Source organism: Bacillus sp. AR13-1, from assembly GCF_008042285.1.
GTDB classification, from domain to species: domain Bacteria; phylum Bacillota; class Bacilli; order Bacillales; family Bacillaceae_G; genus Bacillus_A; species Bacillus_A mycoides.
Genome location: NZ_QNUA01000008.1, coordinates 30969 through 44068 on the forward strand (window position 1 = coordinate 30969; position 13100 = coordinate 44068).

A 13100-nucleotide genomic window follows, 5' to 3' on the forward strand; every position below is an offset into this window, starting at 1 on the left:
GATCATGATAGATTTTGGGACAATTGCAACCGCGATGGTAACACCGTTTGATAAAAATGGTAATATCGATTTTGCAAAGACAACGAAATTGGTAAATTATTTAATTGATAACGGTACAACAGCAATCGTGGTAGGAGGGACGACTGGAGAATCTCCTACATTAACATCAGAAGAAAAAGTAGCGTTATATCGCCATGTCGTATCTGTTGTCGATAAAAGGGTGCCCGTCATCGCTGGAACAGGTAGCAATAATACGCATGCTTCTGTCGATTTAACAAAAAAGGCAACTGAAGTTGGTGTTGATGCAGTTATGCTAGTGGCACCGTATTATAATAAACCGAGTCAAGAAGGGATGTACCAGCACTTTAAAACAATCGCTGAAAGCACTCCGCTTCCGGTAATGCTATATAATGTTCCAGGACGATCTATTGTACAAATCTCCGTTGATACAGTTGTTCGTTTATCAGAAATAGAAAACATTGTTGCGATTAAAGATGCAGGTGGCGATGTATTAACAATGACAGAAATCATTGAAAAAACAGCGGACGACTTTGCAGTATACAGCGGTGATGATGGTTTAACATTACCAGCTATGGCAATTGGAGCAAAAGGTATTGTTTCTGTAGCATCTCATGTTATCGGGAATGAAATGCAAGAAATGATTGCTGCATTCCAAGCTGGAGAGTTTAAAAAAGCGCAGAAATTACATCAATTACTAGTAAAAGTAACGGATGCACTATTTATGGCGCCGAGCCCAACACCAGTAAAAACAGCATTACAAATGGTGGGATTAGATGTAGGTTCTGTACGTTTGCCACTTCTTCCATTAACGGAAGAAGAAAGAATAACGTTACAATCCGTAATGCAATCTATTCCTCGTTAATAAAAATGACCTAGTGTGAAACTAGGTCATTTTTATTTTGACTAACTATATGTAAGTGATGAAAATTAGCTATAGTTAATAGGCTGTAATAAGAAGGGGGTGGCAGGGGGGAGAATTAGTAAGAAACTGATTACAGAGATAAGATTTTTTTAGTGAATATCGTTTCATGTTTATGTAAAGAATTTACATGAATATTTTTCCATCAAACTCTTATTACGTAGGGAAAATAGTAAAACTGATATGAATTTTGCCCTCTTAAATTATAATCTCATTTTAATGTCTTCTCTTGTCTTTCGCATAATTTAACTTGTGTTCTATTTCTTGTATCAGTTATAATATGGCTAAGTAGCTTAGTACGGGTATGCTTAGCAAAATTGGTAAAAATTAAGATTTAATGAAATTTTCATATCATATCGAATAAGATATTTGATTTATATAATGAAAGAGAGGTGAAACCTGGTTTAAAAAATTAACAAGGACATGATATCGCATAACGGTAAGGACATTCGTCTTGGACGGTGAATATATGGTGGTTGTAGAGTTTCCCCTGGTGTCTCTGCAATTTTAGTGAAATCAGTGTTTGCAAGATTTTTAAACCAGGCAACAACATGAAGAGAAAAGAGAATGAGTCTGTTAAAGTATTTGCTCTTGGCGGAGTAGGTGAAATCGGAAAAAACATGTACTGTGTTGAAATTGATTCTGAAATCTTTATTGTAGATGCCGGATTGATGTTCCCGGGAGATGAAATGTTTGGGATTGATATTGTTATTCCTGACATTACATATTTAGTAGAAAATCAAGAGCGAGTAAAAGGACTATTTATTACCCATGGTCATGAAGATCATATTGGTGGAATTGTTTATGTGCTTCGTAAATTATCTATTCCAGTATATGCGACGAAATTAACGGTAGGACTTATACAAGAAAAGCTTGGCGAAGCAGGAATGTTAGGCCGTGTAGACTTAAAAACAATTGACTCGAATTCAACAGTAGAGTTTAATTCAACAAATGTGTCATTCTTCGGAACGACACATAGTATTCCGGATTCTGTGGGTGTTTGTTTCCATACATCAAAAGGTGCTGTAGTATATACAGGAGACTTTAAATTTGATCAAACTCCAATCGGAAATAGTGGAGCAGATCTTGGAAAAATGGCGCAAATTGGAAATGAAGGCGTACTTTGCTTGTTATCTGATAGTACAAACGCTGAACGTCCTGGTTATACAGGTTCGGAAAAAGAAGTTGGTATAGAGATTTCTAAAGTATTCTATAGTTCAGAAGGGCGTATTATTGTTGCTTCATTTGCCTCCAATGTACACCGTATTCAACAAGTGTTTGATGCAGCTGCTGAAACTGGAAGGAAAGTAGCGGTAGTAGGACGTAGCATGGTGAAAGTGGTAGATATTGCAAGACGTCTTGGTTATTTAGATGTTCCAGAAGGTATGGTTATTTCATTACAAGAAATAGACAATTTCCCGGAAAAAAAGGTAGCCATCTTAACGACTGGTAGTCAAGGGGAACCGATGGCAGCCCTTTCTAGAATGGCGAAACAAGCTCATAAACAAATTTCAATTCGTAAAGGTGATACTGTTATTATTGCAGCTTCTCCAATTCCAGGAAATGAAGTATCTGTATCAAAAATTATTGACTTGTTATTTAGATCTGGTGCTGAGGTTATTTATTACGGTGAAAGAAAAGTTCACGTTTCAGGTCATGGTAGCCAAGAAGAATTAAAGCTGATGATAAATTTAATGAAGCCGAAGTATTTTGTACCCGTACATGGTGAGTTCCGTATGCAAAAAGCACATGCGTATTTAGCGGAAGATGTAGGTGTTGCGAGAGAGAATATCTTTATCGTAGAAAAAGGCGATGTAATTGCTTTTGGTGACGATGAAGCAAAATTAGCTGGTAAAGTGCAAGCTGGTAATGTTTTAATTGATGGATTAGGTGTAGGTGACGTCGGTAACATCGTTCTTCGAGATAGAAAGATGTTATCTCAAGATGGAATTTTAGTTGTTGTTGTAACACTTGGTAAGGATGAAAAGAAAATAATCTCTGGTCCAGAAATTATTTCACGCGGCTTTGTATATGTTCGTGAATCAGAAGCATTAATCGAACGATCCACAGATATTGTACGTATGATTGTTGAACAATCAATTAAAGAATATACAATTGAATGGTCTATGTTGAAACAAAATATTCGTGAATTATTAGGGCAGTTCTTGTACGAAGAAACGAAGAGAAAGCCAATGATTTTACCGATTATTATGGAAGTATAAAGAAGGTCACCTTTACAGGTGATCTTTTTCTTTTTTAACCCTATCGAATGAAATTCATAACTTAAGAAATAATAGTTATATACGAGTGAAAGGGGATGCGATATGACAGAACGTGATCGTTATACAAATGAAGAAAAAGAAGCTGAGCCGAAAGAAGTTCCAAAAGAGGCTTCTATAGTGGAGAAAATTCAGCAACTTGGACAGACAAATGTACCACAAATGAATGAATCGCGTATTCATTGCTTAACAATTGTTGGGCAGGTGGAAGGTCATATTCAGTTGCCACCACAAAATAAAACAACAAAATATGAACACATCATTCCGCAAATTGTCGCGATTGAACAAAATCCGAAAATTGAAGGTTTACTGTTAATATTAAATACAGTTGGGGGTGACGTTGAAGCTGGATTAGCGATTTCTGAAATGGTGGCTTCGCTTTCAAAACCAACTGTATCTCTTGTTTTAGGAGGAGGGCATTCAATCGGTGTACCGATTGCGGTCTCAACTGATTATTCATTTATTGCCGAAACAGCGACGATGACAATTCATCCAATTCGTTTAACAGGTCTTGTTATAGGTGTGCCACAAACATTTGAGTATTTGGATAAAATGCAAGAACGAGTCATTCGATTTGTGACAAAGCATTCGAAAGTAACGGAAGATCGTTTTAAAGAGCTTATGTTTGCAAAAGGGAATTTGACGCGAGATATTGGGACGAATGTAATAGGTGGAGATGCAGTGAAGTATGGTCTTATAGATGGTGTCGGTGGTATTGGTAGCGCACTTCGAAAATTAAACGAATTAATTGATGAACGCAAGGATAATAGTACAGAAGGGACAATGCTACAATGATTTTATATACAATTATGCCAGAGCAACTTGTGTATCCGGCCGATTATTCACAATGCGAAAGCCAAAAAGTTGTGAATATAAATGGCGTGGAATTAGTGGTTTCTGAGGAGGATAATCAATGTTACTCTATTGTACGTGTATTAAGTACGAATCCGTCTCACTACCTAGAGTTTGAGCCTGGACAGAAAATTACCTTTTAGCAAAAAGAAGGATTTTGTTTAGGAGCTATGGTATAATATAAAAAACAAGACGGTTGAGCAGCCATGAGTAGGCTGCTTTCTTCTGTTTATTTAACATTTTACAAGAAGTGTAAAAATAGAAGATATAAAGACCTGAAAAATAGAGAGAAAGACATGTAAGTAGAGCTTTTTTATAAGAAAGTTGTACTTAATTTTTAGAACACGAGGTGAAGAAATGGCAAAACAAAAGCAAAGAGGGACGAAGGCTAAGGCAAGACGTACGATAAAGCCAACTTTGTATTATGAAATCGTCGGGTTGACTCTTTTTGCACTTTCGATTATTACGATTTTACAGCTAGGTGTTGTAGGGAAATCGTTTGTGTTATTTTTTCGCTTCTTCTTTGGTGAGTGGTACATAATAGGTGTGTTAGGTGTAATAGCTTTATCTGTTGCGTTTGTAATAAAGCGGGGATGGCCCAACCTTTTAAATAAACGGCTAATAGGTGTTTATTTAATTGTACTAGCAATATTAATGTTTAGTCATATTACATTATTTAACCTGCTTACGAAAGATGGAGCTGTGCAAAATACTTCTGTAATTGTTAGTACAAAAGATTACTTCTTCCTTGAAATGAAAAAGGGCCCGGATAGTGTTCATTTAGGTGGTGGTATGTTCGGTGCACTGATGTTCGCAACGTGCTACTTCTTATTTGACGAAGTAGGGGCATATATCATTGGAATTATTTTAGTTATTCTTGGAATACTTTGTATAACAAATAAACATATTGGGGAAGTACTTGCTCCGATAGGGAGAATTCTTAGAAGTCAGTTTCAAGTAATGCAAGGGGATTATAAAGATTGGAAATCTCAAAGGGTCGCCGAGCAAACTGAAAAGAAAAAAACAACAAGAAGCAAGAGGCGTGAACGTGTTGCTGAACAAGAAGAAGCTATTGAGCCAGTAGAAGAAATAGAAATTGGTCCACCAATTATTTCGAATTTTACTGAGAATTATCCAGTACGTGAAGAGACGGAAAAGCAGATAGAAGAAAATGATTTAATTACTCCTCCGTTTATTGAAGAGGCAGTTCCGCCTGCGCCAGAAGAACAACCTCACAAGAAACGAGGAGAAAAAATCGTTGAATCGCTAGAAGGTGAAACGAAAGCACCTCCTATACAATTTTCTAATGTGGAAAATAAAGATTATAAGCTTCCTTCGCTTGATATATTAAAGTTTCCCCAAAATAAGCAAGTTACAAATGAAAATGCGGAAATTTATGAAAATGCTCGTAAATTGGAACGTACATTCCAAAGTTTTGGTGTGAAAGCGAAAGTAACAAAAGTACATAGAGGTCCTGCAGTTACGAAATATGAAGTGTATCCTGATATGGGAGTAAAGGTAAGTAAAATTGTTAGTTTAAGTGATGATTTAGCGCTTGCTTTAGCAGCGAAAGACATTCGTATTGAAGCACCTATTCCTGGGAAATCAGCTGTAGGGATTGAGGTTCCGAATTCAGAAGTTTCTATGGTAACGCTGAGAGAAGTTCTTGATTCAAAGGCGAATAACCACCCAGAAGAGAAGTTATTAATCGGTCTTGGACGTGATGTTACAGGAGAGGCTGTATTGGCACGTTTAAATAAAATGCCCCATTTATTAGTAGCTGGTGCGACTGGTAGTGGAAAGAGTGTATGTATTAATGGAATTATTGTAAGTATTTTAATGCGTGCAAAACCGCATGAAGTAAAATTAATGATGATTGATCCGAAAATGGTAGAGTTAAATGTATATAACGGTGTTCCGCACTTATTAACACCAGTCGTAACTGACCCGAAAAAAGCATCACAGGCTTTGAAGAAAGTTGTGAGTGAAATGGAGCGTCGTTATGAATTATTTGCGCATAGCGGTACGCGTAACATTGAAGGATATAATGATTATATTAAAGAACATAATAGCCAATCGGAAGCGAAACAACCTGAATTACCATATATTGTAGTGATTGTGGACGAGTTAGCTGATTTAATGATGGTTGCTTCTTCGGATGTAGAAGATGCGATTATGCGTTTAGCGCAAATGGCACGTGCTGCTGGTATTCATTTAATTATTGCGACTCAGCGTCCGTCAGTTGATGTCATCACAGGTGTTATTAAAGCGAATATTCCATCGCGTATTGCATTTGCTGTATCTTCCCAAATAGATTCTCGAACGATTCTTGACGGTGGTGGTGCAGAAAAGTTGCTAGGTCGTGGAGATATGTTATTCATACCAATTGGTGCATCGAAACCTGTTCGTGTACAAGGGGCGTTTTTATCAGATGATGAAGTTGAGAGAGTCGTAGAATCTGTTATTGCGCAGCAAAAAGCGCAATATCAAGAGGATATGATTCCACAAGATGTTCCTGAAACAAAGCAGGAAGTAGAAGATGAATTATACGATGAAGCGGTTCAGCTTGTAGTAGAAATGCAAACAGCATCTGTTTCTATGTTACAACGTAGATTTAGAGTAGGATATACGCGAGCAGCTCGTTTAATTGATGCCATGGAAATGAATGGTGTAGTAGGTCCTTATGAAGGTAGTAAACCAAGGGGAGTACTCATTAAAGATGTGCAAGAAAAAAGTTCTTAAAAAAAGCCTAATTGTTTTTACAATTAGGCTTTTTTATATGCTGTTTTTGTTATATACTATAGTCACTGGCGAAGAAAGGGCTTACATCTTTAAGGGTCCTTTAGAATACGAATGCTTATCGTTTTGGTTTTCAAAACGTTCGATATTCAATGTAGAAAAATGTTGAATTCTGTTGACACATATGGGAGCAAGTGGTAAGATTACTTCGAAAAGAATCACTGCCTCATATAATCTTGGAGATAAGGTCCATAAGTTTCTACCTGGCAACCATGAATTGCTAGACTATGAGGGGAAAAGTGTGTAACAAAGGATGTAAGGAATCTTTGTGCCGAACTTTTTCTCTATATGAGAAATGTTTATGGTACAAAGTTTTTTTTATGGGATAAAGTGTGAAAATTTCATCTTGAAAAATTATTAATATTTATTCGATAATTACGCTTATTTTTAGTATTTAGTAATTTATACTATGTTGTAAGTTGAAAAAAGAGAAAAGAAGTCTTACATCAGAGGTCGAATAATTGAAATGCGGGGGAGTCTTATGTCAGTAAAATCCGATAGTCGTCACCTATATTTGCGGGTGATTGATCACATCAAAGGAAAAATTAAAGATGGGGCTTACAAAGAAAAACAAAAGTTACCTTCAGAGTTTGATCTAGCGAAAGAACTTGGTGTAAGTAGGGCAACTTTAAGGGAAGCACTACGTATTTTAGAAGAAGAAAATGTTGTTATTCGTAGACATGGTGTAGGGACATTTGTAAATGCGAAGCCGTTATTTTCTTCTGGAATAGAGCAACTTTCTAGTATTACAGATATGATTTCTAGTGTGGGGAAAACACCAGGAACAATCTTTTTATCATCATCTACAACAACTTTAACAGAAGAAGAAAAAGAGAAATTTAATTGTGAAGATGCTTTTAGCGCAGTAATGATTGAACGTGTTCGTACAGCGGATGGGGAACCAGTTGTATATTGCATTGATAAACTGGCAAAAGAGATATTACCAGATTTATCGGGATACAATGAGGAATCGCTGCTTACAGTAATACATAATAATACGCACAAGCGTATCACATACGCAGTTGCTCACATTGAACCGATTGGTTATCACCCGAAAATTTCACCGATTTTAGAATGTGAACCTGAAACGGCACTGCTAGTTTTAAAACAAATGCACTATGATCAAAATGATGAGCCAATCTTATATTCTATTAATTACTTTAGAGCTGATAAGTTTAGCTTCCACGTATTAAGAAAACGTATGTAGGGAAGTTCCTTTTTAGGGAGGTGACAGCAAGAAGTAAGGGACAGCAGCGTATGAATCATTAGACAAAACATTTCAGGAGGGGTTTCTAGTATGAAGAAAAAAACAGGTCTTTTATTATCGTTAACGTTAGCAGCAAGTACAGTGTTAGGTGCATGTGGTAACTCGGATAAAGCGGATAGTGACAAAAAAGGGGATAAAGAGTTTAAGGTTGGTATGGTTACAGATGTTGGGGGCGTTGATGACAAATCATTTAACCAATCAGCTTGGGAAGGTTTAACAAAATTCGGTAAAGACAACGATTTAAAGAAAAATGAAGGATATCGTTACCTTCAATCAAGTAAAGATGCTGATTACATTCCAAATTTAACGAAATTTGCGAAAGATCATTATAACACAACATTTGGTATTGGATACTTAATGGAAAAATCAATTGAAAAGGTGGCTGAACAGTATCCAAAAGAGCAATTTGCGATTGTAGATACTGTTGTAAAGAAGCCGAACGTAACAAGTATTACATTTAAAGACCATGAAGGTTCATTCCTAGTTGGAGCTGTAGCAGCGATGACAACAAAATCAAATAAAGTTGGTTTTGTTGGTGGTGTGAAGAGTCCGTTAATTACAAAATTCGAATCAGGTTTTAAAGCTGGTGCAAAAGCAGTAAATCCAAATATCGAAATTGTATCACAATATGCTGATGCATTTGATAAGCCAGAAAAAGGATCTGTATTAGCTTCAGCAATGTACGGTCAAGGCGTTGACGTAATTTACCATGCTTCAGGTGCAACTGGTAACGGTGTATTCACAGAAGCGAAAAACCGTAAGAAAAAAGGTGAAAATGTTTGGGTAATCGGTGTTGACCGTGACCAAAATCAAGAAGGCATGCCTGAAAACGTAACTTTAACTTCAATGGTAAAACGTGTTGATGTTGCAGTAGCAAAAGTAGCGCAAGAAGCGAAAGATGGTAAGTTAAAAGGCGGTAAAGTAGAAGAGTTCGGCTTAAAAGATGATGGCGTTGGTATTGCGAAAACAACTGATAATGTGAAAAAAGTAAACCCAGAAATTTTAACAAAAATAGAAGAGTTTGAGAAGAAAATCACTGCTGGTGAAATTAAAGTACCTGCGACTGATGATGAATATAAAGCATACGAAGCTGCTCTAAAGAAATAATGATAGAGCAATAGCAAAGGTTAGTTCTTAGAACTAACCTTTGTATATATAAAAATACTTTTAATAGAGTGTAATTGGGGAGTGTTCCCTGCTAGAAGGAGGAACAAAATGGAATACGTAATTGAGATGAACAATATTACAAAAGTATTCCCAGGTATTGTAGCGAATGACGATATTACGCTGCAAGTAAAACAGGGAGAGATACACGCTTTACTTGGAGAAAATGGTGCAGGGAAATCAACGTTGATGAATGTACTGTTCGGTTTGTATCAACCAGAACAGGGCGAAATTAAAATTAAAGGAACCCCTGTAAAAATTACAAATCCGAATATAGCAAATGACCTTGGAATTGGGATGGTCCATCAGCACTTTATGCTTGTTCATAATTTTACAGTTACAGAGAATATCATTCTTGGAAATGAGCCGAAGAGAAAAGGGAAAATAGCTGTTGAAGAGGCTGCAAAAGAAATTAAACAATTATCTGAACAGTACGGTTTAGCTGTTGATCCAAATGCAAAGATTGAAGATATTTCGGTTGGGATGCAGCAAAGGGTTGAAATATTAAAGACGCTTTATCGTGGTGCGGAGATTTTAATATTCGATGAACCGACTGCAGTGTTAACTCCTCAAGAAATTCATGAGTTGATTCAAATTATGAAAAAGCTTGTGCAAGAAGGAAAATCTATCATTCTTATTACACATAAATTAAAAGAAATTATGGAAGTTTGCGATCGTTGCACAATTATTCGTAAAGGTAAAGGAATTGGTACAGTTGACGTTGCGAAAATGGATGAACATAAACTTGCAGAATTAATGGTCGGACGTCAAGTGAATTTTAAAACAGAAAAAATAGGGGCCAAACCGAAAGAGGAGGTTCTGTCTGTTGCGAATCTTGTCGTTCATGATGCACGCCAATTACCTGCTGTAAAAGGCCTTGACTTAACTGTTCGTGCAGGAGAAATCGTTGGTATTGCAGGGATTGATGGAAATGGTCAAAGTGAATTAATAGAGGCGATTACTGGTTTACGAAAAGTTGAGTCAGGTTCTATTGCAATTAAAGGAAAAGAAATAACGAATTGGCCTGTTCGAAGAATTACAGAGGAAGGAATAGGTCATATTCCAGAAGACCGTCATAAACACGGGCTAGTTCTTGATTTTTCTGTTAAAGACAATATAGTTTTGCAAACATACTATAAAAATCCATTTTCAAAGAAGGGGATTTTAAACTTTAGCAAAATCACAGAGAAAGCAAAGGCGCTTATTGAACAGTTTGATGTACGTACGCCTAGCGAACAAACATTAGCGCGTGCTCTATCAGGTGGAAATCAGCAGAAAGCTATCATTGCACGTGAAGTAGATCGTAATCCAGATTTATTAATTGCAGCACAACCAACACGTGGTTTAGATGTAGGTGCGATTGAATTTATTCATAAAAAATTAATCGAGCAGAGAGATAATGGGAAAGCAGTATTACTTCTATCGCTAGAACTGGATGAAATTTTAAATGTAAGTGATCGAGTTGCTGTTATATATGAAGGTAAAATTGTAGCAATTGTCGATGCGAAAGAAACAAATGAACAACAGCTTGGTTTGTTGATGGCTGGCGGAACGGAGAAAGAGAAGGTGAATACAAATGGCTAAAAAATTTTTAACGGAGCGAACAATTAACATTTTAGTTCCTGTATTATCCGTTATTTTTGGTTTACTTGTTGGTGCCATTGTAATGTTAGTTAGTGGATATGATCCAATTGTTGGGTATGCAGCGCTTTGGGAAGGAATGGTTGGAAATCCGCAGGCTATCGGTGAGACGCTACGTACGATGATTCCACTCGTGTTAGCTGGTCTGTCTGTTGCATTTGCGTTTCGTACAGGTCTCTTTAACATTGGGGTAGAAGGACAATTATTAGTTGGATGGCTTGCCGCTGTCTGGTTTGGATATGCAGTATCGTTACCAGCATTTTTGCATATTCCGTTATCTATTTTAGTAGCCGCGATTGCCGGTGGTTTATGGGGATTTATACCTGGATATTTAAAAGGAAAGCTTAAAGTAAATGAAGTAATTGTCACAATTATGATGAACTACATTGCACTTTATGTTACGTATGATCTTATTAAACGTTTTATACATGAAGGTAATGAGAAATCTTATGATGTACAAGCGAGTGCTTCATTAGCTTCTGATTGGCTATCTTCATTGACAGATGGATCTCGTTTGCACTGGGGAATTGTTGTAGCTATTTTAATTGCTATTGTAATGTGGTTCGTATTAGATAGAACTACGTTAGGATATGAGTTGAAATCGGTTGGTTTTAACCAAAATGCATCGCAATATGCAGGGATGAAAGTCTCTCGTAATGTTGTATTATCAATGACAATTGCTGGCGCTTTTGCTGGAATTGGTGGGGCAATGGAAGGTCTAGGGACATTCCAAAGTATGACGGCAATGACATCGTTTACTGGTATTGGATTCGATGGGATTGCGGTAGCTCTTCTTGGAGGAAATAATCCGTTTGGTATATTATTATCGGCTTTACTGTTCGGTGGTTTGAAAAGTGCAGCCCCGCAAATGAATTTTGAAGCAGATGTACCTTCTGAGTTAATTAATGTTATTATCGCATGTATTATTTTCTTTGTTGCTTGCAGTTATGTTTTACGCTGGGCACTTACACGCATGAGCAAGGAGGGGAAATAAATGAGCTTTATAGATATTTTAGCCATTCTTGTGACTGGTACTTTATATACGGCAGCGCCACTTATTTTTACGGCGTTAGGTGGAGTGTTCAGTGAACGTTCTGGGGTTGTAAATATAGCCTTAGAAGGTTTAATGTTATTTGGTGCATTTACTGGTATCGTTACAACGTTATTAATGGGTGATACGTGGGGAGCAATGACTCCTTGGATTGCACTATTATTTGCAGCTATTGGTAGTGGGTTATTTGCACTTCTTCACGCAGTAGCGTCCATTACATTCCGCGCGGATCAAGTAGTAAGCGGGGTAGCGATTAACTTTTTGGCTCTCGGTTTAACAGTATTTGCGATTAAGAAAATCTTTGGTAAAGGACAGACTGATTTTATTCAATACCGAATTGAAAAAATCGATGTTCCAGGACTTTCGGATATTCCGGTAATCGGGAAAATCTTTTTCTCAAATGTACCGTTAACGTCGTATATTGCCATTATTTTAGCATTTGTTGTTTGGTACATTATTTATAAAACACCGTTCGGTCTTCGTCTTCGTGCTGTTGGTGAACATCCAATGGCAGCAGATACGATGGGGATTAATGTATATAAAATGCGTTATATTGCAGTTTGTATATCTGGAATGTTTGCAGGAGTGGGTGGTGCGGTCTTCGCAATGTCGATTTCTGGTAACTTCTCAGGTGCTACAATTACTGGACAAGGTTTCTTAGCACTAGCAGCTATGATCTTTGGTAAATGGAATCCACTTGGTGCTCTTGGAGCAGCGCTGTTCTTCGGATTTGCTCAATCACTTGGGATAACAGGTGGTACAATTCCTATATTAAAAGAAATTCCAAGTGTATTCTTAACGATATTACCGTATGTATTTACAATATTAGCACTCGTTGGTTTTGTAGGCCGATCTGAAGCTCCGAAAGCATTAGGAACGCCTTATGAAAAAGGAAAACGATGAGTATTTAGAAAGTATAAAAAAAGCTCGCACATTAGTGCGGGCTTTTTTACATAGAATATATTTAATATGGAATTTTACTATGTTCCTTACATATTAAAGTTTTTAGAAAGACTCAAATGTAAGCATAATAAGGAAGAAAATTTGATTTTTTATTTCTAAAAACTGTATATTGAAGAGGAATATTCCTACATACGTAAAGGAGGG

Annotated in this window: 10 protein-coding genes and 1 riboswitch; all 10 genes read left to right on the forward strand. The window is 36.8% G+C overall.

Features of this window, described 5'->3' with window-relative positions; translation table 11 throughout:
- Window positions 1-4 precede the first annotated feature (4 nt).
- Window positions 5-883 (forward strand): 4-hydroxy-tetrahydrodipicolinate synthase, encoded by an 879-nt coding sequence (gene dapA / locus DN408_RS07405; protein ID WP_002014579.1) that lies wholly within the window; start codon window positions 5-7, stop codon window positions 881-883.
- 608 nt (window positions 884-1491) lie between these two features.
- Window positions 1492-3162: a ribonuclease J gene (locus tag DN408_RS07410; protein ID WP_002088065.1), complete on the forward strand. Its 1671-nt coding sequence runs from the start codon at window positions 1492-1494 to the stop codon at window positions 3160-3162.
- Window positions 3163-3264: 102 nt separating this feature from the next.
- On the forward strand, window positions 3265-4014 hold the full coding sequence (gene tepA, locus DN408_RS07415; protein WP_002014582.1) for a translocation-enhancing protein TepA: 750 nt from the start codon (window positions 3265-3267) through the stop codon (window positions 4012-4014).
- Window positions 4011-4214 carry a YlzJ-like family protein gene (locus DN408_RS07420; RefSeq protein ID WP_002088064.1) on the forward strand — a complete coding sequence of 68 codons (204 nt, stop codon included), beginning with the start codon at window positions 4011-4013 and terminating at the stop codon, window positions 4212-4214. Before tepA ends, DN408_RS07420 begins: the two co-directional genes overlap by 4 nt.
- Window positions 4215-4428: 214 nt before the next feature.
- Window positions 4429-6813 carry a DNA translocase FtsK gene (locus DN408_RS07425; protein WP_002128718.1) on the forward strand — a complete coding sequence of 795 codons (2385 nt, stop codon included), beginning with the start codon at window positions 4429-4431 and terminating at the stop codon, window positions 6811-6813.
- A 203-nt stretch (window positions 6814-7016) separates the two neighbouring features.
- Window positions 7017-7118, forward strand: a riboswitch (purine riboswitch).
- A gap of 233 nt (window positions 7119-7351) precedes the next feature.
- Entirely contained in the window at window positions 7352-8077 is a 726-nt protein-coding gene (locus DN408_RS07435) for a GntR family transcriptional regulator (RefSeq protein ID WP_002088063.1), read from the forward strand.
- A 90-nt stretch (window positions 8078-8167) separates the two neighbouring features.
- The gene (locus DN408_RS07440) at window positions 8168-9244 is read left to right on the forward strand and encodes a BMP family lipoprotein (RefSeq protein WP_002128714.1); all 1077 of its coding nucleotides are present in this window, start codon (window positions 8168-8170) and stop codon (window positions 9242-9244) included.
- Between the two features lie 108 nt (window positions 9245-9352).
- Entirely contained in the window at window positions 9353-10885 is a 1533-nt protein-coding gene (locus tag DN408_RS07445) for an ABC transporter ATP-binding protein (protein WP_002128712.1), read from the forward strand.
- Window positions 10878-11936, forward strand: a complete 1059-nt coding sequence (locus tag DN408_RS07450; protein WP_002088061.1) for an ABC transporter permease — start codon at window positions 10878-10880, stop codon at window positions 11934-11936. The genes DN408_RS07445 and DN408_RS07450 overlap by 8 nt, the downstream gene beginning before the upstream one ends.
- Entirely contained in the window at window positions 11937-12896 is a 960-nt protein-coding gene (locus DN408_RS07455; protein WP_002066758.1) for an ABC transporter permease, read from the forward strand. It begins immediately after the preceding gene.
- The last annotated feature ends 204 nt before the right edge of the window (window positions 12897-13100 follow it).

Excerpts from the sequence above, each read along its gene's own strand:
- dapA (WP_002014579.1), top strand. The coding sequence starts at position 5 with ATGATAGATTTTGGGACAATTGCAACCGCGATGGTAACACCGTTTGAT.
- DN408_RS07410 (WP_002088065.1), top strand. The coding sequence starts at position 1,492 with ATGAAGAGAAAAGAGAATGAGTCTGTTAAAGTATTTGCTCTTGGCGGA.
- tepA (WP_002014582.1), top strand. The coding sequence starts at position 3,265 with ATGACAGAACGTGATCGTTATACAAATGAAGAAAAAGAAGCTGAGCCG.
- DN408_RS07420 (WP_002088064.1), top strand. The coding sequence starts at position 4,011 with ATGATTTTATATACAATTATGCCAGAGCAACTTGTGTATCCGGCCGAT.
- DN408_RS07425 (WP_002128718.1), top strand. The coding sequence starts at position 4,429 with ATGGCAAAACAAAAGCAAAGAGGGACGAAGGCTAAGGCAAGACGTACG.
- DN408_RS07435 (WP_002088063.1), top strand. The coding sequence starts at position 7,352 with ATGTCAGTAAAATCCGATAGTCGTCACCTATATTTGCGGGTGATTGAT.
- DN408_RS07440 (WP_002128714.1), top strand. The coding sequence starts at position 8,168 with ATGAAGAAAAAAACAGGTCTTTTATTATCGTTAACGTTAGCAGCAAGT.
- DN408_RS07445 (WP_002128712.1), top strand. The coding sequence starts at position 9,353 with ATGGAATACGTAATTGAGATGAACAATATTACAAAAGTATTCCCAGGT.
- DN408_RS07450 (WP_002088061.1), top strand. The coding sequence starts at position 10,878 with ATGGCTAAAAAATTTTTAACGGAGCGAACAATTAACATTTTAGTTCCT.
- DN408_RS07455 (WP_002066758.1), top strand. The coding sequence starts at position 11,937 with ATGAGCTTTATAGATATTTTAGCCATTCTTGTGACTGGTACTTTATAT.